Here is a 20,292-nt window from a genome sequence, read left to right as displayed (position 1 = left end):
TTAAATTGATTTGGCTATTTTTTCCATTATCGAATGGTCGCTGCCAAATTTGCATATAGCATCACAATTGGCTCTTAATTCGGAAAAAAGAATATACTTTATATTCATTTTTGAGTTTTTTATGGCGGGTCTATTTAGTTGGAGTATCACATCTTTTTCGCGGTTATTGGGTATAATTATGTAAAAAACTTCCTGTCCGCTGGAAATACTGAAATAAAGATCAGACAGGCGCAGTATGCCGGAATAGATACTGGTGCTTTTTTCTACTTCAAAGGCGCCTATGATTTTGTTTGTACCTTTCTCGAACCAGAGTACATCAATAAGCCTGATAGTGTTTTGAGTGTCTTTATCGGTGGGCAGCTCAGGGAATTTCGCTAGTGATATAAAAGAAAAATTTTGGCCATTAAATGATTTACTTTTATCATTACTTGCCGGTGTAACATCAAAACCAAGAGAAATGCCAATTTTTAATAGATGATATTGCATTTCGCTGTGAAGATTTTCTTCGAGCCTTTCTTCGAGTATTTCTTTTTGCCGCTTGTGAATGTTTTTCTCGAACCTTGAACGTTCCGCCTCGCTCAGATATTCATCGCTGCCGATCAGCATTTTCTGGGTCCCAATTTCAAAACACAGTCCAGCAATGGCGCCAAGGTCATTTGAAAGCTGTGATTTATACAGGAGATTAGTCTGGATAACAGTTTCTCTTATTTTTAAATATTCTGTCCAGCTGCCTAATTTTTTTTTGTCTTTAAAAAGAAAATTAAACCCGTTGACAATGGCAGTGTTAAAAGGAGGGAACCAGGTTGGGTGCATGAAATACAAAATACTGGCTACTGCCGGCCCTAGGCCCTTAATTTTTAATTGATCAAGTTTTACAATTTCCTTCAGAACCTGTTCTTCAGATTTTGCATTGATGCAGTTTTCAAGGAACTGACCAAAAGCTGATTTATTGTTTTGATTTTCATAGATGTCAGGTATGCGCAATTTGGGTTTCCAATAAAACGGATGGGAAACGCCTACAAAAATTTGTTTCTGTTCTGCAATGCAGCTCAGAACAAATTCCAAACTGCTTCCTTTGAAATCGTTGGGAAAGGTTTGGTTTTTAATATCTTCAATAACTTGCAAGACACCGCGTCTGATAGTACGAAAAGCCTTTAATCTTTGGTCGTTATCTATAAACCAGGTATTATAGACACTTTCGCTGTCATTTTTATACTGCTCAATAATTTGTGCCAGATTGGTCATTTGTATGCTAAATTATATGTTATTTAGAGTTTTAAACTTCTTAAACGCAAGGCATTGACAATTACTGAAACAGAACTGAAACTCATGGCCAGGGCGGCAATCATGGGCGAAAGCAATATTCCGAAAAACGGATATAAAACTCCAGCTGCAACGGGAACCCCTAATACGTTGTATATAAAAGCAAAGAATAGATTTTGTCTGATGTTGCTCATTACGGCGTGGCTCAGGTTTTTTGCTTTGACAATTCCTTGCAAATCCCCTTTTACCAAAGTAATCTTGGCACTTTCTATGGCTACATCTGTTCCTGTTCCCATCGCAATACCTATATCCGATTGTGCCAAAGCAGGCGCATCATTTATACCGTCACCTGCCATAGCAACAGTTTTTCCTTCGGCTTGTAATTTCTGGATTACTTTTAATTTATCCTCCGGTAAGCAGCCTGCTTGAAAAGAAGTCAAATGAAGCTCTTCGGCAACAGCCTGGGCGGTATTTATATTATCTCCCGTAAGCATGATTACTTCAACTCCCTGGCGCATTAATTCTTTTACGGCAGCAGCACTAGTTTCTTTTATGGCATCGGTTATCGTTACAAATCCCACTACGTTTTTATCCACAGCGATGTAAGAAACTGTCTTTCCTAATTTTTGTTCGGCAATAATTTTCTCTTCTATGTCAGCAGAAACAGTGACGCCTGCGTGCTCCATTAATTTTTTATTCCCTAATGCCGTCTTTTTACCGCTAGCAGTCCCAATAACTCCTTTTCCTGCGATGTTTTCAAAATCATCGACTTTTGTCAAAGAAACATTTTTTGCTTTTGCAAATTCCACTACGGCTTCTGCCAGAGGATGTTCGCTGTACTGATTTAAAGACGCTGTGTATTGCAGCAGTTCATCTTCTGAATATTGCAGTGCTACAATTTTTTCTACCGAAGGTTTGCCTTGGGTAATTGTTCCTGTTTTATCAGTAATCAGAACATTTACTTTGTTCATTTTTTCCAAAGCTTCGGCATTTTTTATAAGAATTCCTGATTGTGCTCCTTTACCAACCCCCACCATTACTGACATGGGTGTTGCTAAACCTAATGCACAAGGGCAGGCAATTATCAATACTGCAATAGCGTTGATAAAGCCGTAAACCATTGCCGGTTCCGGACCAAATTTTGCCCAGATGAAAAAAGTAAGAAGAGAAATTATAACAACAATCGGTACAAAATATTTAGCGATGCTGTCTGCCAGTTTCTGAATTGGTGCTTTGGAACGGCTTGCATTATTTACCATTTGTATAATTTGCGAAAGCAGGGTTTCTGAACCTACTTTTTCTGCAATCATAACAAATGATTTGTTCCCATTGATAGTTCCTGATGACACCATGTCTCCCATTTTTTTATCCACAGGAATTGGTTCACCGGTAATCATCGATTCGTCTATTGTACTTTCACCATCAGTTATTTTCCCATCCACAGGAATTTTGTCTCCGGGTTTTACGCGTAATAAATCACCTTTTTTGATATCGTGGATTGAGATTACCTGATCGCGGCCATCAATTACCAAGGTAGCTTGGGTAGGAGCCAGTTTTAATAATTCTTTTATAGCACCACTGGTTTGGCTGTGCGCCCTGGCTTCAAGTAACTGTCCTAACAAAACCAAAGTTAGAATAACTGTTGTAGCCTCGAAGTATAGAAGCACCGTTCCGTGTTCGGTCTTGAATTCGCTTGGAAAAATATCTGGAAAAAAAATACCGGCCAAACTAAATATAAATGCCACTCCTGTACCAATACCGATAAGGGTAAACATATTGAGATTCCAAGTAATTATTGATTTCCATGCTCGCACAAAAAATATCCTGCAGGCATAAAAAACCACAGGAAGAGACAAAACAAGTTGTACCCAGTTCCATTTAGAGGCATCCATTAGTTGAAGTAAAGGATTGTTGTGCACCATTTCTATCATTGCGATGGCAAAAATGGGAACAGTAAATACTACCGCTATTTTCATTTTCTTAACCAAATCCTTGTAAATTCTCTGGTCTTGGCTTTCACTTGGCTGCAGCGGCACCAGATCCATCCCGCAAATAGGGCATGAACCCGGCGAATCGGCTATAACTTCCGGATGCATTGGACATGTATACTGCTGAACCTGGGCAGCAGCTGGTTCTTGCACCAAATGCATTCCACATACAGGACAATCTCCTGCTTTATCATACATTTTATCTCCTTCACAATGCATCGGGCAATAGTATTTACCACCCGCATGATTATGTGCAACGGCTGTCGTTTTATGATCATCTTTGCGGGCATCATCCTTAGCAGTGCTACAGCATGACTTTTCCGCTTTTTTTTCATCCGAATGGGGCACATGAGCCATTTCAATGGTGTACTTTCCAACCGCAGTCAATGCTTCCTGGAGCTCTTGGACAGCAATATGTTTTTCCATTGTTATGGTTGCTAATGGAGGATCTAAAGTGACTTTTGCCTTTATTCCCTCTACGGCATTTAGCGTTTTTTCTACTTTTGTACGACATCCATCGCAAGTCATCCCCGAAATTGTATAGGTGTGTGTCATAAGGTTATTTTTTACAGTTTTGATGCGTTATTTTTTTGAACCTATTTTGAACCAATTGTTTAACACTAAAAAATAATCTTAGATTCTGATTATTTAATTATTTCTTTAACCTCGCCGCACTTGAGCATTTTTTCTCCAAAGTAGGGATTTCGTACTTCCTTGGTAGAACTGATCCATACTGCTCCTTTGTTGCCGAAAGCCATTGGACAGTATTCCACGTATAGCTCAGCGTCAGCCATTCCTGTTTTTTTCAGCAGGCTGACCAGTTCATTACTTAGATCAGAATAAGCAGCTCGCTGCTTATCGATATCTGGAGCTGAAACGATTGCTGCTGCATCTGCTGCAAGATTGCTGCTGCTGCGGATTTCCAGTGCTCCCGCCTCAATTGCATTGGCCGCCAGTTTTGCTTCCGCGACATTATCTTTGGCAAGGGCTGCTGTTAAATGGACATAATGGCTGTATATGGCGTTTAAAATATCGTCATTTATCTTCACTATGGATTCCTTTGGAATTACTACAGAAGTTTTGTTTTCAGGCGGAACCTCTTTCTTTTTGTTTTCACTGTTGCCGCAGGCAGTAAGTAAGAAGATTATTGATATTGGAATTCCGATTTTTATTAATTTTTTCATTGTCTGTGTGATTGATTATTACATTTTCATTCCTGACATGGGGTTCTTGCCTTTTTTTAATATAAATTCACTGTAAAGGAGATAGGCACCGGATGCAACGACGATATCTCCTTTTTTTAAGCCGCTGGTAATTTCGACTTCACTGAAGGTTTCTGAACCAATGGTAACCATTCTAGGCTGATATTTGCCTTTTTCGATTTCAATCCAGACATGTGTGCCGCTGCCGTCTCTGATTACCGCATCAACAGGCAGGGTCAGCTTCATTTTTTGCTCTGAGGAAGGAAGCAAAACAATCGCCTGCTGACCTGCCTGCCATTGGTTATTTGAATTGGCGATGGTACCGCGCAGCTGTATTGTCTGTTTGCTTGCCTGCAGGGCAGGATTTATAAAGTCGACCGTCATCGTTTGGGGCTGATCTTCATAACCTGGAACTATGACTTTCACTTTTCGGCCTGCTTTAATTTTACCAGCATCTGCGGGATAGACATCAGCTTCGACCCATAGGCGATTGTAATCTTCCAGTTTCATAATGGAAGCTCCTTCCGTAACATATTGGCCTTCTGTTATGGATATTTCTGCCACTATTCCTGAATCTGGAGCGTAGTAAACAACATAGGGTGATGCTTTTTGTTTTTTGAACAATTCATTAAGCTGCGCTTCAGACTGCCCATACAAGAGCAGTTTTTGTTTTGCAGCATTTTTTATCTGGGCAAAACGTCTGTCCTCAGAAAAGCTTGCAGCCTGTGCTGTGGCAAGGAGGTACTCCTGCTGAAGGGCTGAAAGCTGCTCTGAATATATTCTGTATAAGGGCTGGCCTTTTCGAATCGGAACCCCGGTTTCTTTTATATACAACTCTTCAATCCTTCCTTCGACACGACTTGAGATGTAAATGGTCTGCTCGGGGTCAGTAACCAGACGTCCGTTGAGACGGGAAGAATTTGAAAATTCATTTTCCCCGGCAGTTATTGTAGTGAGATTGGCTAATGCCTGCTGGCTGGGACCCAAGGTTAGAAAGTCCTGTGCGTTGTTTTTTTCGAAGGGCACTAAATCCATGCCACAGATCGGGCATGAGCCGGGGCCATCTTTTACAATTTGCGGATGCATGGGACAGGTATAAGTTTGAGCTTTTTGCTGACTGACCTTTTTTTCTTCTTTTTGGGCACACGCTGCAAATAGAAGCGGAAAAACCATTGCAATGAGCAAAATAGTACGAATTAATATTTTATTGTTCATAGCCTATTTTTTTATTTATGTTCTGAAACTGTCTTGATAAAACTCTCACTGTCTATCATGTAGGCAGCATTACTGGCAATATCCCAATCACTTATGTCTTGATCGATTAGCACCATTCCATCAGCATTGTTTTTCGTTTTAACTTCTCGGGGAACAAACACGTCCTGCTCTTTTTTGAAAACAATGGACTTATTTCCCAAATTAAGAACGGCACTTTGCGGAAGCCACCAGCCTTTACTGACAATTGGAATGGCAGCAGTAACTAATTTGCCGGTCTGAAATTTGTTATCCTGCAAATAAATACGTGCTATGGTAAAGTTGCCTCCCTCTTTAAAGACGGGCTGAATAAGTCCGATGGTGCCGCTATACACGGTTTGCTTATCTGACGGTTCATAAAACACCAATTTTTGTCCTTTTTTAACCCGGGATGCCACCGATGGATCAAAAGCAAATTCGGCGATAAGGTTTTTGTTGGTATAAATTGTAAAAAGGGATTGTCCCGCACCAATATATTGCCCTTCTCTCAGGATAACAGCTGGTGCTGCAGGGGAAGATGCACTGCTGGCTGACGCTGCATTGCCACTTGAACCCATTGCGCCCATACCATCATCTGACGCGGCGCTTTGAGAAGAAGCCGCCGGAGCTGCTGCAGACGCGTTTGCCGCTGCACTGTTGTCCAAGATGTATCCGGAGGCGTTACTGTAAACCGGGATGCGATAGGAAATTTTAGCTGTTTTTAATACCTGTTGGATCTGTTTTTGCTGCATGCCTAACAAAGACAGCCTTTCTTTTGCTTTTTGAAGCATTGGATTGTGGGGGTCAGATTGATAAATAAACAACAATTCTCTTTGCGCGGCAGCCAGATCAGGTGAATAGATTTCCATGATCAACTGTCCTTTTTTTACGGGCTGATAATTGTACTTAATCAGCAGGCGTTCGATCCTCCCGCTTACCCTGCTGGAAATACTGGTCTGGCCGCGGCTGTCGTAGGTAATAATTCCTTGTACCTGCATGGAGATTATTTTAGTCCCTTTCTCAGGTTTTATGACAGATATATTAGAAACGACCTGTTCATTGACTGGTTTTATAAGGTGTTTCAGGCTGCTGTCTATAGCTGTTTCCGTACCAGGGGTATGTCTTGGAACCAATTCCATACCGCATATCGGGCAGCTGCCTGGCTTATCCAGAATAACCTCGGGATGCATTGGACAAGTATATTTCTGATTTGCACTATGCTGATGCACTGGCTTACTGTTATGCTCGGTTTTATTGTTACAGGCTGTCAATACTAATATAGAAACCAATGACAATGCTGCCAACTTAGCGATATAGTTCTTTTTCATAATCGACAATCATTTGATATAGTTTTAATTTTTCATCCAATAAGTTATTCTGCAGCATATTTAAAGCTTCCCAGGAATCAATTACTACAGGAATCTGCAGTTTGTTTTCCTGATAGTTCAGAAAGTTTACATCCAAGGATTTTTGCATAGAAGGGATTATTTTTGTTTCGAGGCCCTGAATCTTTTTTTGCATGGTCAGTATTTCATATTGCATGCCATACAGCATCCCCTGGGTTTCCTGCAGCATGGCAGATTTCTCTTTCTGCATTGCCTGTACATTATACTGCATTGCCTTGACATCTGATTTATACATTTTTGATGACCACGGAGCAATTGGAATGGACACCATCGCCATTGCAGAATAGGCTTTAGGCATCATTTTATCAAATGAATTCATATGGTCAAACTGAAATTTGAAAGAAGGATTTTTTTCAGCTTTCATTGCCTCTATGCTCAATTGCATTGATTCAATTCCGGCATTCATTTTTTTGATGTCTCCGCGTGCGGCAGCTATGCTTGTGGTATCGTGAAGAGCGGGATTAAAGACCGGAACAGCGGTTGTGTCTATCGAAAAATCGGCATTCCCGGGCTGGTTCATCAAACTGTTAAGCCAGGCCCTTGCTTTGGCTATTTCACCTTCCTGCATGCGGATCATATTTTTATTTTCTTCGAGCCGGGCATCAATCTTATACACATTGCCCAATTGAGACTGATTGTAGGGATACCTTACTTCCTCAATTTTCTTCATGGTAATCATAATTTTTTCGTTCCGATCCAAGACTTTGATGCGCTGTTCGGCCACCATCCAGCTGTAGTAGAGCTGTTTGGCTTTCGCCTTATAATCGTTAAGGGTAACAGCACGGGTAGCATTCTCAATATTTCCCTGGGACTGGATGAATTTTTTCTTTTTGTTTAATTTTCCGAAATTTGGGATATCCTGTTCAACTCTGAACATTAAAGATCCTTTGTCGCGGTCATCCATAACTTCCTGAAAAGGATAGGGCGTCATAAATGTCCCGACACCCACCATTGGCGCCATCCATGCCGTAGCGGCATCGGCGCTGTATTTGAACCCTTCTGCCTTTAAGTTATAACTCTGCAGCAGCACGTTTTTTTTATCAATCCTCTGAAGGATCGTATCAAGAGACAAGACCTGTTTGGTCTGGCTCAATAGCTGTAATGGCAGCAAAAGCAATAGTACTGCCAGTATTTTAATGTTTGACATCATGTACTTCAAGTTTTCCATATTTTCGTAATTCATATTCTTTAGACATTAGGAAAATAAGCGGGGTTACTAATAAGATATGTACGGCAGAGGTAAATACCCCGCCAATCATAGGCAATACAATTGGCTTCATTACATCCATTCCAACGCCATTAGACCATAGGACGGGAACCAGTCCAAATAATGAAACGCAGACTGTCATTAGTTTTGGACGAAGCCGTTTTGCGGCGCCATGCACCACATATTCCCTGAGATCCTCTTTTGTGATTGTTTCACTTGAATTTCCTTTGGCCCTGATGAGCTGCTCCATTGCATCATTGAGATAAATGACCATCACTATTCCGGTTTCGACAGCAATTCCGAACAGGGCAATAAATCCAACTGCTACAGCCACTGATAGATTGACATCCCAGAAAAAGATTATATAGGCACCTCCAATTAAAGCAAAAGGCACTGTTATAAGGCTCAGGAAGGCTTCTCTGAGAGAGTTAAAAGCAAAATAGAGAGAGAAGAAAATAACAAGCAATACGATTGGGGCAATGATTTTAAGGGTCTTTTCTCCGCTGATCAGGTTTTCATATTGTCCGCTCCATTCTATAAAGTACCCTTGTGGGAGTATTTCTTTGGCATTTTCTAATTTTTTCATGGCTTCCTGAACAGTTCCTCCCATATCACGGTCGCGGATATTGAACATAACGGCCCCGCGCAGGAGCGCATTTTCTGAACTGATCATAGGAGGGCCGTCTACAAACTTAATATCAGCAACAGCAGAAAGGGGAACCTCTCCAAAGGTTGGGGACTGCAAGGGGATACGTTTGATGCGTTCCACACTGTTTCTATAGTCCTGAGCCATACGCACACTGATTGAGAAACGTCTTCGCCCTTCAACTGTATTGCCAATAGATGCACCGCCTAAAGCAAATTCCACGGTTTGGTTTACATCATCCACGGTTAATCCATACCGGGCCAGTTCCGGGCGATTGACATTTACATCTAGATATTTGCCGCCGGTTATAGGATCCACAAATAAGTCGGAAACCCCTGGCGTTCCCTCTAATGCCATTTTTACTTTCTCAGATACACGTGCAATGGTGTCGAGGTTTTGTCCATAGACCTTAATTCCCACGTCGGTACGAATACCTGTTGCAAGCATGTTGATACGGTTGATAATTGGCTGTGTCCAGCCGTTTACTACGCCCGGAATCTGAAGTTTGGTATCAAGCTCCTTAATAATATCTTTTTTATCAATTCCTTCACGCCACTGTGATTTTGGTTTGAGCAATATTATGGTCTCAATCATGCTCATTGGGGAATTATCCGTAGCTGTGTTTGCCCTTCCGGCTTTTCCCAGTACGCTTTCTACTTCAGGAACCGATTTTATTATTTTATCCTGTACCTGCAAGATGCGCTTAATTTCTCCATTCGAGATATCAGGCAGCGTGACAGGCATAAACAAGATGCTCTGCTCATCAAGGGGCGGGACGAACTCTGTTCCAAGGCGCATCAACAATGGAATGGAAATCAACAAAGCCAAGATGTTAACCGTCAGGGTTGTTTTTCTCCATTTGAGAACCCATCTTATAATGGGCTCATATCCTTTTTCAAGAAAACGATTAACGGGATGGGAATCGGTAGGCCTGAATTTTCCTTTCATAAAAAAAGAAATCAGTACCGGTGCCAGCGTAAGTACAAGCAGTGCATCCACAACCAATATGAAGGTTTTTGTGTAGGCCAGGGGATGGAATAATTTCCCTTCCTGACCGCTAAGCATAAATACAGGCAGGAAAGAAGTGATTATAATAACAGTGGCAAAGAATACGCCGCGAGAAACCTGCTTGCTGCTTTTCTCAATTATTTGTATTCTTTCCTCTTCGGATATCCACTGTGGCTTTTTGCGAAATATATTTTTAATTCTTTTCATCTCGGTTTGTTTCATTTTTTTGTTCGGACTGCCATTGGGCGTAACGCTGTGATAGATGCTGATAAGCATTCTCGCTCATTATAATTCCATTATCGACAATAACACCAATAGCCAAAGCAATACCCGTTAATGACATTATATTGGATGAGATACCAAAAGCATTAAGCAGTATGAAACTTGCTGCAATTGTAATTGGGATCTGGATGATAATACTTAACGCACTGCGCCAGTGAAAAAGAAAAATAATAACGATAAGGGATACTACGAGCATCTCTTCAATCAAAGTTCGTTTAACCGAATCAATAGATTCTTTTATCAGATGCCCCCGATCGTATACAATGTTGAATTTTACTCCTTTGGGTAGCCCTTTGGCAACTTCCTTCATCTTTTCTTTGACATTATCAATAACGGCATCTGCGTTTTCACCGTAACGCATAACCACTATACCTCCAACGGCTTCACCTGTGCCATTATGGTCAAAGATGCCTAATCGGGTTTCCCCGCTCATCTGGACAGTTCCTATATCGCTTACTTTTACAGGAATGCCATTCTGGTTTTTCAGCGGGATATCCTCGATCTCCTTAATGGATTTAAGATAACCGGATGTCTTAATGATGTAGCCGATATCACTCATGTCGAATTTTCTTCCGCCGCTTTCATTGTTATTGGCACGCACGGCGCCTATGACCTCCGGGACAGACAGCTTGTAATACAGCAGTTTGTTTGGATCAAGTGTAACCTGATATTCTTTCTGGAATCCTCCAAAAGAGGCAATTTCACTTACTCCCGGAACATTCTGCAGAGCAAACTTCACGTACCAGTCCTGCAGGGCCCTTTGTTCTCCCAGATCAATACCTGGAGCATCAAGGGTATACCATAGTATATGACCAACCCCGGTTCCGTCAGGCCCCAACTGTGGGGCAACTCCTTTGGGCAGGGTGCTGCTAATAGTACTGAGCCTTTCCAGCACTCTTGATCTTGCCCAGTATACATCGACATCATCCTCAAAAATGACATAGATAAAACTCATGCCAAACATGGAAGCTGCCCTTACATATTTAATTTGAGGCAATCCCTGAAGGTTTGTTACCAAGGGGTAGGTGATCTGGTCTTCAACGAGCTGTGGAGCACGTCCCATCCATTCTGTAAAAACGATTACCTGATTTTCAGATAAGTCGGGTATAGCATCGATGGGATTTTTTTGAATAGAGATAATACCCCAAACAAATATTCCTGCGGATAATAGTAATATGATGAACCGGTTACGCAGGGACCATTCTATTAATTTGTGTACCATAGGTTTAATTTATTTTAGAAAGACTATCATTTACTTTTTCAATCCAGCTTATAAGCTGCTCTTTTTGAACAGCTGTCAATACTGCATTTTTATGGATTAATGTGTAAGAAGGCAATGGCATCTCGTTTGCTTTTATCTGCTTTGAAATCCGGTCTAATTTATTCTGCTGCTTTCTTTTGGAATAGTTTCCCCATTGGCTGAAATTCAAATTTTCTTTTCCTTCTTTTATGTGTCCTTCCATAAGGGTACGCGCTGGCTGGATGTAGGAGTACCATGGATATTGTGTGTTGTCGCTGTGGCAATCATAACAGGAGGTTTCAAGAATCGCTTGTACATTTTTGGGAATGGGATATACTTTTGAAATGTGAATTGGTAAAACCTGCCCGTAATCGGAATTTCGGGCAGGCTGATACAATTGCATCAGTAGAAAAATAATTAACCCAGTAAAAAGAATCTTTCTGGTGAACCGCTTCATTTTACAATTGCTTTTTCATTGAACCGCAGGTAAGCATCTTAGAACCATAATATGGGTTTTTTATCTCTTTTGTCTCACTGACCCAGATGGCCCCTTTCCCGCCGTCATACATTGGGCAATAGTCCTGATATAATGTTTTTGAAGTTCCGAAAACCATGATCACATCATTCATGTCTTTACTCAACAGGGCGAAATGCTCTCTTTGGTGTTCGATATTACCGCCATTGGCCCCGATATGTTCGGCATGTTCTTTGGCGTCATCTGCAATATCGAGATAATCTGCTTTTATTTTAGCATCTATTAAATCTGGATTTACCTTGTTAAAGGCTGCATGCAGTGCTTTTCCGGCATCTGCTGCTCCTTTTGTGTCATCTTTTGTTAATGCATTTTTAAGCGCCAGGTAATTGTTTACAATTTCATCTGCAGAAAATGGTGCACTGGCTTGGCTAGTTTTTATTTCTGCACCTTTTTGAGTAGTTTGTTTTACAGGCTCTGTTAATTCCATTCCGCATTTGGAACATTTGTCTCCTTTTTTTCCCGTAATTTCAGGATGCATAGAACAGGCGTACAATTCCGTGTCATTCTGGGTTACAGCAGCAGCATCGGGAGCTGTGACTTCTTTGTTTTTTGAATTGCATGCTGTAAGTACAGCTGCCATTACAATTGTCGAGATAATTAATTTTTTCATTTTTTTAGTTTTATTATTTACAAAATATCATTCTGTCCAACACTTTTTGTTAGATAGCCTTATTTGATTGTTTCTATTGTCGAACCGCAGCTAAGCATCTGCGAACCGTAATACGGATTTCTGATCCCGCTTTCTTTGCTCAGCCAATTTGCATCAACCATTGGGCAGTGGTTGTAATAAACCGGCTGTGGCTGATCGGTAGTTTTTATAAGATCGTAAGTGTTTTTGGATAGGCTTTTAAAGGATTCTCTTTGTTTTTTGATATCCTGGCTTTCGGAAATGTTTTTTGCATCTGCAACCAGACTTTTCATTACATTCATCCATGCAGTGTGTTCTTTTGGCTTTAGGTTATCCATTTTAACAGCATTGACCGCAGCAAGAAGCTCTTTGGATTTCACGCTGGCAGTTTTAGCATCCGTTTTCACTAAAGCATCTTTTAGATCAAAATAGCTGTCGAAAATTGCTTTAAAAGGACTGTTCTCTTGTGCATCAGAAGGAATTGCGGCTGCATGCTGCGAATGATCCATTTTGTCCATATCCAATTTCTTTATTGGGGCCGTCATATTTGTTCTTTCATACTGGCAGCATTGCGGAAGTTTTGCATAGGCGTCGGCAGGAGCTAAGAACTGGTCGCTGTCATATCCGGCTAAGGCAATTCGTTTTAGGACCTCGTCCTGATTTGTTTTCTTCTCATCGTAGGTAATGGCCGCTATTTTGGTGTTTTGGTCCCAGTTTACCGAAACGATATTTTTGATGTTTCCTGCTTTTTCAATAGCAGTCTTGCACATTAGACAATTACCGTAAATTTTAGCATTTACAGTTTTTGCATTTTTTACAGGTGCGCCAAACACTATGACTGACAGCAATAGAGCAATTGCCATCAATCCTTTTTGAATTGATTTCATTTTAAAATGTATTTGATAGTGAAAATGATGCTTTTGAGAAATAATTGTGCATACAAGGCGTATAGAACAATATTCTACAAAAGCGAAAAATTAAAAAAATGAGGCAGATAGGCTTCCTTTTTTGACACACTTATGGCTGTCAAAAAAGGTATTTAGCTTATTTTAGGGATAAGCCAGATAGAGTAGAAACCCGATAAAATCGATGTTTCTGAATTATAGAATGTCTGTTTTTCAGAAAAAAGGCAGATAGAAGTATTTTTGAATTCCGGGTAGGTTAAAAAAACAATTCCCCCGCTGCAAACTGAAACGCAGCCGCAAGTGCGATGCCCGCATTTTCCGCCACAGCCTTCATGATTTCCCTTTTTTAAATGACAGCTGTTTTCTGAACAGTCATCATGATGGGCTGCATTAGCTTCCTTTTTGCAGGAAACTTCCTTAGAAAGATTTCCACATGCAAAACTTGCCATCGGCATCAAAAAGAGGCCTAAGGTAACAATTAATATGATGTGAAGTCTTTTCATGAAAAGTAAAAATATGAAACAAATATAATTATATAAATTTACTAATAATTAAAATTAATGTTAAAAGTGTTAAATTTGAAACCCATTTTCTTACTAACTTTTACATGAAGCAGCAAAAGATCCTTTGGATTTCCGTCGTGGATGTCTGCGGGAAGACCGCTTTCAAAAGCTAACAGATAAAATGGAAAAAGTTTCCGGCTGTAAAAAACGTGGGAAAAAATCAAGGATACGGTGCAGCCATTACCGAATGCTCTAATTCGGCACCGGGACATATTGCAAAAGTTTCAAAGAAACTTCAATGCGGTGTAGAACGATAAATTCTGGGCTCATATGAAGACCTGATTCTTTTTTCTGGAATGCTGAGCAATGCGATAAAAAGACGCTGATCGAAGAATATCCCAAACGTGTCACCAGCAAAAGATTTATTTTGGAAACTCTTTTTCTGTGCCGTGTAGAAAAGTGTGTTTTGTAAACCAGCCGAGCGCCTTTACATCGTTTCTTATCATTTCTTCATGCTGAGGGCTGTATTTTTCAATTTTGTCAATATGCGCGAACAGGAACCTGTGGCTGCGGTTTGTCGAAATCAGAATCATTGACTTGCTTTTATAGCCTGTAAAGAGGTTGCAGCTTTCTATTGCCAGATTATTTAAAGTATTGATCATTTCAAAGTCCATCTGGTCTGTATAAAATGTCAATAGCAGGCCTACGCCGTCAAAATCGCCGAACCGTCTTCCGAAATTCAGTCCTGAAACATCCTTGTAGCGGTCATGAAATTCAAAATAACTGTTGGCGATGGATCGTCTGGTAAGCCGGTCAAAGGAAAGCAGTGCTTTTGCAAGGCCGAGCCTCATTGGGGTCAAATTTTTCAGAAGATCGTTCTTTAATATTTCATTCTGCACAAAACCGTCTATGAAATAGCTCGCTTTATCAGCTTTAGCTTTATTTTTCACCTTTTCTTCTGCCGCAAAAGAATCCCAGTCTCCGTCTATTATAAGATAGATCCCGTTTGAATCCTCACTTAAGGCTTTGGGAAAGTTTCTGGTATTTTTAAAAAAGTGTGAGAGCAGATCCTTTTCAGTGCCTGAGATCAAGATGTAATTATTTGTGATCTGATCCCTGAGCTCAAAGAACTCTTTCTGTGTTTCGACAGGAAAATCAAATTCATCGCCGGGCATAATGATAGTGGTCCTGCCTTTAAAAAGCTTCTCTCTTTTTTCCAGATAATCGATAAAGTCAGGAATAGTGTCGAGCTGATCTATAATGGTCTGAAAGGAATCCTTGTCAAAAAGCGTTACGTAGTCATCATTTTTTGTGGTTTGGTTAAAGGGATAGAACTTTACGCCCTCTCCCAGATTTATTACAATCCTGAAAACTTTTTTTATCTGTTCCCTGGGAAAGATCTCAATTTCTTTGTCCGGATGTTTAATCTGCACTTCTTTGGCACTAAACAAGGTACGGCATGCGCCGTGGATCTGCTTGACTGCCTTTTCAATTGTATTGTTGAAGTACCTGAAATGGTTTCCCTTAAACTCGTAGTTTTTAACCGAGATGATAATGAGAACTGAATTGAAGATGATCATCAGGTCGCAGATTTCCTTTTTATCCCCATTTTCATGTTTCGGTCCAGGATAGCACCAGTACTTAAGGAATGATCTGTATGCCAGATCATTTACAAAATCTTCACCTATTTGTCCTTTGTCATCCATATTGCCGGGTTTACCTGATTGGATAGAAAATTACTAAAAATTTTGGGGTGCACAGCAATTTTATGATTATATTTTTAAGCAGGTAAAGGTTTGAATTTCAAAAACAATGCCTGCATTTAAGACAGCATCCAAAACCTTGAAGTGTCTGCGCCGCCACAAAAAAGCCGGCATAGATACCGGCTTTGTTATACTTTAGACTTTCTTCTGCTTTTGTTTCATCCTGGCTTTAATCTGATACAGATTTTTAGACATCAGGCTCAGAATACGTTTGTGGTGCTTGGAAGCATTGTTTTTCATGCCCCTGCATTGCAGGATCTCCATACGGCTTAGTGATACTTCAATGGTTTCAACTGATTTTTCAGCCATCTTAGCCGACAGTATCAGGGAATCTTTTCTGTCATAGTATTCATTGGTAAAAACACAATGCCCTAAATCGTCGCCCTCCTGCATGAAATCCTTAACGTTTTCAATTACAGAGATACTAAGTTCCTTTTCCTTGAAAAACAGTCCAAAAAAACGTTTTTTATCACTTGCGTACCTTTTCTGCGCTTTTTCGATTTCAAGGCGCAGATCCTGCAGTTTTTTCTTTCTGAGCAGTTCCCTTTTTTTCTGCACCAAATGGTCGTGCGCCATGCTGAGATTTTCGGGACAGACATAAGCAGGACAGGACAGGTCTTTTTTGAAATATCGGAGCAGTTCGAGATAATCTTCCCAAATCTGCACATCAGTGATTTTATAATTTTTTCTGATTACAGTTTTGACTGCCTGCCAGTTGTATTTAACACGCTGACGTGAAGCACCAAGATAATACTGCAAGAGGTTCTGCTGTTTTGCCTTTAGCAGGGTTTCTGCTGTGGGATCGGTCAGCAGGGATGAAAAGAGCAGGTGCGGGGCAATATTGTATACCGAGTTTTTGAAACCGTTCCTTTTCAAAAGCGGAAGCACTTTTACCTTTGGATAAACTTTGAAGGGATTGATGTAATATTTGGCATTTCGAAAGAAATCCTTTGGTTTGATTTCAAGGGGGGAATAGAATTTCCAAGCATCTATCGTATTTGAAAATACATTAGTGCCTATTGAAAAACTGCGGACTTCCCCTTTTTGGCTTATCCAATGCTGCATCACTTCTTTACAGAAGTAAGTCGGCATAAAATTTTTCTTCATGTGTTTGTATGCGATTATTATCCTAACAACCTGATATCCAGCACAGGTTTCCAATATGGCAAAATATTCTATTTCTTTGAAATGTACTTGATTACACGCCTGCATTTTAAGTTTTGCTTTACAGTGGGCGCAATTGATGAATTTACAGCAGGATTCGCTGTCTGAGGGTTTCCAAGAGTGCGCACACTGCAGGCAGTAGAATTTTCCTCTTGATAAAACAGCCCAATCCAGAAAAATATTTTTTTCAGCCCAAGCTTCAACTTCGCGCGTTATCGGAGCAAGTGAAGCGCTTAGTGCTGTAAGCTGTTTTTCGATGCTGGTTTTGGGTATCATAGGTCAAAAAGTGTTAAGGCGGTCTGCACGAGTTTAACTTGCTGTTTTACTTGAGGTATGGTTTCGCTTTTACTTGACAATGTGTCGATTTCAGTCTGAGAGAAAAGGTCTGCTTTGGCAGGGGACTGCACTACAGCCCTGCATGCTACAGGGGCAGGAATGCCGATGGAATCATCGGTATAGTATTTCATTGCCATGTCAAAGATTTCCTGATTGTCAAAGGCGCACAATCCTGTTTTTTTTACCTCGCCAAAAATGTAATTAAAACAGCTTTCGATGTTTTTGGTTTCTTTGGCAAGGCTTCGGGCAAAAACAGTATCTTTCTGTGCAGTAATGTTGAGATAATTCTCTATAGCGGTTTTAAAGTTCTCTGATGGTTTCATAATGGGAAAAGTTTGATTAACAGCTTATTGTTCAAAGACATCTCTGTAAATGCCGTAGCAGTATTCCTCAAAGCAGAGCCAGCATAAAAAAGTGTAGTGGGGCAGTTTGTAGCGGTTGGCTACAGGCTCTCCAAATGCTTCTTCCAATTCATCCTTAATCCCTTCCAAATCTTCAAGGTGTTTGATGTAAAAAGCTTTGCAGTCATTGTGGTAGATAAATTCCCCTATCATACCGCTGATACAGCCCCCACGAGCCAAGTCTTCGAGGAAAGACTTCAACTGCTGTTTTTTCTTTCCGTTATAGCCTTCCAAATGGCTTAAAATGATTTCGTTGAATACCTGGCTTACATCGTAGTCTGAGTACTCGTTTTTGTCTAAGGCTTTCATAATGTGATTTTTTGGCGTTTATAAATACAATCCTATACCTGCCTTAGAAAGGCAGGTCATCGGGATCATCTGAGGAATTTTGTTTTTTAGGCGTAGAAACAGCTCCCGCGGACCCATCCTCTTTTTTTGCAAAAGCCAAAATTTTAAGGCTGTTGATGTGAAAGGTCAAAGACCCCATAGCCGTGCCGTCGTGACCGATGTAGGTACTCAGTCCCACTCGCCCGAAGAGCTGAACAAGCGCCCCTTTTTTAAGCCACTCGGCTAGTTTTGCGTTCAGCCAATAGGAGCAGTCGAGAAAAGTTGTAATGTGTTTGTACTCGGTGCTTCCTTTGGGTTTGTAACTATCATTGATGGCAATGGAGAAGTTAACGACCTGTTTTTCATTTCCCACTTTACGGGCTAGAGCATCTTTTGTAATACGTCCTGTGATTTCCATGATTTTAAATTTTAGCGTTACTGTTATTTAAAATTTCTTTCTCCCTGCACTCCCAAAAATTGTTTTCAAAAGAAAAAACGGGAAAAAAGAAAGCAAGAATCAAGTGACCGGTTATGAGGATGCGGAGTGCTATAAGTCCCGAAGGGTGGCAAGCGAAAGCGGCGCCATTATGCGCATGCAGCATACGGCGGGCACTATCTTGGCTGCCTTTTTATGCCGTTTCGAATGAAAATGATATTATTTACTATTTAAAACAGGTATTTATACTGTGTCCATTTATATCTTAAAGAATTAATTTGCCATTTCAATATGCGTTTATGGAAAACCGTAAAAGAAGATTAGTACCATTTTGTAGGTTTGGTATTAATTGCGATCGTATTAAAAAAAATAATTAAAGATTAATTCTTTAAAGCCTTAAATAAGTTAGATCCAGACAGAATCCAGAACATTCAACTAACCAATCTATAAATAAGAAAATATGAGTTTCGGACATGCACTTTATTACCCTCACATTAACCTGACAAACAAAAACTGGATTAAGCATGCTTTACTGTTTTGGGACAATATTTCACGAATAGTACCTGATTCTGTTGAACCTTCAGACAGTGAAGATATCATTACAATAAAAAATGAATCTAAATTTATTAAGGACTATCGACCTGAGATTTGGGACACATCAGAAGCATTTCATAGCTTCAGTCAGGAACTAAGGCCAATTCTTGAATCGGATGCTTTTTTTAATGACAGGTTTTTTCGGAGACACAGAGAACGCAGAGATTATGACATGAATTATCGTAACAGAAAAAGTTTTTTTTCAGATATCGTGCAGTCAAGCGGGACTTATATTCATGTCCAAAAAATAGATCGACAGCTAAAAGAGTATTTATTTGAGATAGGTGTTGCTGTTCCAGGTCAGAGTCAATGGGAAGATTGGGTGAGAATAGATAGTGAGATTGGAATGCTTTATATGACTTATTTTGCAAAAAGCATTTCTAAGAATAAATCACTCCCAATTGTTACTGATGTTGAACAATCGTTTTCAACTTCTCTTTATTTTGAATCACCAATTAATTCTGATTATAAGAGCCAGTTTGAATATAAGTTAGGAAATCTGCTTATCGAAACAGTTGTGCCTAAAAATATCAATGATGTTCCCTTGGATAAAATTCTCAATATCCGTAGTAAATATGATGAAGAAAGAACAGCATTTTTTAATGAAATTTCAAATTTGTCGAATTCAATAACCGACCTTGATAACGGCAGTGCTTTAGAAGATGCGCTAAATCAGCATTCAAAAATAATTTTAAAGGAGACTAAAAATTTAGAAGAGCTCTATAGTCTAAACAAAATAGAGACTGCCAGTAAGTTTTTAAGTATTTCGCTGCCAACCACAATTGCATCATTGACAGAATATGTTTCCGAAGAAGCAAAACCTTTTGTTACAGCGGGAGGAATTATATTCGGAATGGTATCTGCTGCAAATTCAGTAAGGAAAGACAAATTGGGGCTAAAGCAAAATCCAAAATCTTATCTCTTAAATTTAAAATCCGAACTTTCAGGAGGTGATATTCTTACCAGAGTAAATGACACTGTTAAAGGAATTCGAAAATGGTAGTCATTTAAGAGTCGGCAAAAAAATGATGTGCTAATTTATAAAATAATTAAACAATAATTCTTTCGATGTATATTTCAAAACTTGTTATTAAAAATTACAGAACATTCCGTGAATTCGAAATAGATTTAAAACTGTAAAACTCAGTCATATTGACCACTGTTTTCCAATTTAAAGTGACCACTTCGTTTCGGTTTAAAGTGACCATCTAATTTCGGTGCAAAGTGA

General features: G+C 39.9%; 18 protein-coding genes. 1 reads left to right on the top strand and 17 read right to left on the bottom strand.

What is annotated here, in order from left to right:
- The 17 genes from HNP35_RS12925 to HNP35_RS12845 form a co-directional block, all read right to left on the bottom strand.
- Complete coding sequence (locus tag HNP35_RS12925) at positions 1-1,245, bottom strand: hypothetical protein (RefSeq protein WP_115887039.1); 1,245 nt, start codon at positions 1,243-1,245, stop codon at positions 1-3.
- Between the two features lie 23 nt (positions 1,246-1,268).
- Positions 1,269-3,806 carry a heavy metal translocating P-type ATPase gene (locus tag HNP35_RS12920; RefSeq protein ID WP_115887040.1) on the bottom strand — a complete coding sequence of 846 codons (2,538 nt, stop codon included), beginning with the start codon at positions 3,804-3,806 and terminating at the stop codon, positions 1,269-1,271.
- A gap of 89 nt (positions 3,807-3,895) precedes the next feature.
- Positions 3,896-4,435, bottom strand: coding sequence for a DUF3347 domain-containing protein (locus tag HNP35_RS12915; RefSeq protein ID WP_115887041.1), 540 nt, complete (start codon positions 4,433-4,435; stop codon positions 3,896-3,898).
- Positions 4,436-4,453: 18 nt separating this feature from the next.
- Complete coding sequence (locus HNP35_RS12910) at positions 4,454-5,668, bottom strand: efflux RND transporter periplasmic adaptor subunit (RefSeq protein ID WP_115887042.1); 1,215 nt, start codon at positions 5,666-5,668, stop codon at positions 4,454-4,456.
- Positions 5,669-5,679: 11 nt separating this feature from the next.
- Positions 5,680-7,011 carry an efflux RND transporter periplasmic adaptor subunit gene (locus tag HNP35_RS12905; RefSeq protein ID WP_115887043.1) on the bottom strand — a complete coding sequence of 444 codons (1,332 nt, stop codon included), beginning with the start codon at positions 7,009-7,011 and terminating at the stop codon, positions 5,680-5,682.
- Positions 6,989-8,239, bottom strand: coding sequence for a TolC family protein (locus tag HNP35_RS12900; RefSeq protein ID WP_223678188.1), 1,251 nt, complete (start codon positions 8,237-8,239; stop codon positions 6,989-6,991). Before HNP35_RS12900 ends, HNP35_RS12905 begins: the two co-directional genes overlap by 23 nt.
- A complete protein-coding gene (locus tag HNP35_RS23910) occupies positions 8,223-10,172 on the bottom strand; it encodes an efflux RND transporter permease subunit (RefSeq protein ID WP_244201556.1) in 1,950 nt (649 codons plus the stop codon). The genes HNP35_RS12900 and HNP35_RS23910 overlap by 17 nt, the downstream gene beginning before the upstream one ends.
- Positions 10,144-11,454: an efflux RND transporter permease subunit gene (locus HNP35_RS23905; RefSeq protein WP_115887044.1), complete on the bottom strand. Its 1,311-nt coding sequence runs from the start codon at positions 11,452-11,454 to the stop codon at positions 10,144-10,146. The genes HNP35_RS23910 and HNP35_RS23905 overlap by 29 nt, the downstream gene beginning before the upstream one ends.
- A gap of 4 nt (positions 11,455-11,458) precedes the next feature.
- A complete protein-coding gene (locus tag HNP35_RS12885) occupies positions 11,459-11,929 on the bottom strand; it encodes a heme-binding domain-containing protein (protein ID WP_115887045.1) in 471 nt (156 codons plus the stop codon).
- A 1-nt stretch (position 11,930) separates the two neighbouring features.
- Entirely contained in the window at positions 11,931-12,617 is a 687-nt protein-coding gene (locus tag HNP35_RS12880) for a DUF3347 domain-containing protein (RefSeq protein WP_115887046.1), read from the bottom strand.
- A 59-nt stretch (positions 12,618-12,676) separates the two neighbouring features.
- Positions 12,677-13,522 (bottom strand): DUF3347 domain-containing protein, encoded by an 846-nt coding sequence (locus tag HNP35_RS12875; RefSeq protein ID WP_184162629.1) that lies wholly within the window; start codon positions 13,520-13,522, stop codon positions 12,677-12,679.
- A 152-nt stretch (positions 13,523-13,674) separates the two neighbouring features.
- Positions 13,675-14,043, bottom strand: coding sequence for a hypothetical protein (locus tag HNP35_RS12870; protein ID WP_184162626.1), 369 nt, complete (start codon positions 14,041-14,043; stop codon positions 13,675-13,677).
- A 422-nt stretch (positions 14,044-14,465) separates the two neighbouring features.
- Positions 14,466-15,749 carry a hypothetical protein gene (locus tag HNP35_RS12865; RefSeq protein ID WP_115887049.1) on the bottom strand — a complete coding sequence of 428 codons (1,284 nt, stop codon included), beginning with the start codon at positions 15,747-15,749 and terminating at the stop codon, positions 14,466-14,468.
- A gap of 192 nt (positions 15,750-15,941) precedes the next feature.
- Complete coding sequence (locus HNP35_RS12860; protein ID WP_115887050.1) at positions 15,942-17,246, bottom strand: PcfJ domain-containing protein; 1,305 nt, start codon at positions 17,244-17,246, stop codon at positions 15,942-15,944.
- Positions 17,243-17,629, bottom strand: a complete 387-nt coding sequence (locus HNP35_RS12855) for a PcfK-like family protein (RefSeq protein WP_184162623.1) — start codon at positions 17,627-17,629, stop codon at positions 17,243-17,245. Before HNP35_RS12855 ends, HNP35_RS12860 begins: the two co-directional genes overlap by 4 nt.
- A gap of 24 nt (positions 17,630-17,653) precedes the next feature.
- Entirely contained in the window at positions 17,654-18,016 is a 363-nt protein-coding gene (locus HNP35_RS12850) for a DUF7222 domain-containing protein (RefSeq protein ID WP_184162620.1), read from the bottom strand.
- Positions 18,017-18,059: 43 nt separating this feature from the next.
- Positions 18,060-18,452, bottom strand: coding sequence for a single-stranded DNA-binding protein (locus HNP35_RS12845; RefSeq protein WP_184162617.1), 393 nt, complete (start codon positions 18,450-18,452; stop codon positions 18,060-18,062).
- 478 nt (positions 18,453-18,930) lie between these two features.
- On the opposite strand from HNP35_RS12845, the gene HNP35_RS12840 reads away from it, so the two are divergent.
- Positions 18,931-20,067, top strand: coding sequence for a DUF6236 family protein (locus HNP35_RS12840; RefSeq protein ID WP_144213023.1), 1,137 nt, complete (start codon positions 18,931-18,933; stop codon positions 20,065-20,067).
- Positions 20,068-20,292 lie beyond the last annotated feature (225 nt).

This window comes from Flavobacterium notoginsengisoli (assembly GCF_014207905.1).
Classification (GTDB): Bacteria; Bacteroidota; Bacteroidia; order Flavobacteriales; family Flavobacteriaceae; genus Flavobacterium; species Flavobacterium notoginsengisoli_A.
The sequence above is the reverse complement of the archived record's forward strand: the minus strand, read 5'-3'. Positions and strand labels throughout refer to the sequence as shown.

Excerpts from the sequence above, each read along its gene's own strand:
- HNP35_RS12845 (WP_184162617.1), bottom strand. The coding sequence starts at position 18,452 with ATGGAAATCACAGGACGTATTACAAAAGATGCTCTAGCCCGTAAAGTG.
- HNP35_RS12900 (WP_223678188.1), bottom strand. The coding sequence starts at position 8,239 with ATGATGTCAAACATTAAAATACTGGCAGTACTATTGCTTTTGCTGCCA.
- HNP35_RS12915 (WP_115887041.1), bottom strand. The coding sequence starts at position 4,435 with ATGAAAAAATTAATAAAAATCGGAATTCCAATATCAATAATCTTCTTA.
- HNP35_RS12865 (WP_115887049.1), bottom strand. The coding sequence starts at position 15,749 with ATGGATGACAAAGGACAAATAGGTGAAGATTTTGTAAATGATCTGGCA.
- HNP35_RS12840 (WP_144213023.1), top strand. The coding sequence starts at position 18,931 with ATGAGTTTCGGACATGCACTTTATTACCCTCACATTAACCTGACAAAC.
- HNP35_RS12925 (WP_115887039.1), bottom strand. The coding sequence starts at position 1,245 with ATGACCAATCTGGCACAAATTATTGAGCAGTATAAAAATGACAGCGAA.
- HNP35_RS23905 (WP_115887044.1), bottom strand. The coding sequence starts at position 11,454 with ATGGTACACAAATTAATAGAATGGTCCCTGCGTAACCGGTTCATCATA.
- HNP35_RS12855 (WP_184162623.1), bottom strand. The coding sequence starts at position 17,629 with ATGAAACCATCAGAGAACTTTAAAACCGCTATAGAGAATTATCTCAAC.
- HNP35_RS12910 (WP_115887042.1), bottom strand. The coding sequence starts at position 5,668 with ATGAACAATAAAATATTAATTCGTACTATTTTGCTCATTGCAATGGTT.
- HNP35_RS12870 (WP_184162626.1), bottom strand. The coding sequence starts at position 14,043 with ATGAAAAGACTTCACATCATATTAATTGTTACCTTAGGCCTCTTTTTG.
- HNP35_RS12875 (WP_184162629.1), bottom strand. The coding sequence starts at position 13,522 with ATGAAATCAATTCAAAAAGGATTGATGGCAATTGCTCTATTGCTGTCA.
- HNP35_RS12880 (WP_115887046.1), bottom strand. The coding sequence starts at position 12,617 with ATGAAAAAATTAATTATCTCGACAATTGTAATGGCAGCTGTACTTACA.
- HNP35_RS12905 (WP_115887043.1), bottom strand. The coding sequence starts at position 7,011 with ATGAAAAAGAACTATATCGCTAAGTTGGCAGCATTGTCATTGGTTTCT.
- HNP35_RS23910 (WP_244201556.1), bottom strand. The coding sequence starts at position 10,172 with ATGAAACAAACCGAGATGAAAAGAATTAAAAATATATTTCGCAAAAAG.
- HNP35_RS12920 (WP_115887040.1), bottom strand. The coding sequence starts at position 3,806 with ATGACACACACCTATACAATTTCGGGGATGACTTGCGATGGATGTCGT.
- HNP35_RS12860 (WP_115887050.1), bottom strand. The coding sequence starts at position 17,246 with ATGATACCCAAAACCAGCATCGAAAAACAGCTTACAGCACTAAGCGCT.
- HNP35_RS12850 (WP_184162620.1), bottom strand. The coding sequence starts at position 18,016 with ATGAAAGCCTTAGACAAAAACGAGTACTCAGACTACGATGTAAGCCAG.
- HNP35_RS12885 (WP_115887045.1), bottom strand. The coding sequence starts at position 11,929 with ATGAAGCGGTTCACCAGAAAGATTCTTTTTACTGGGTTAATTATTTTT.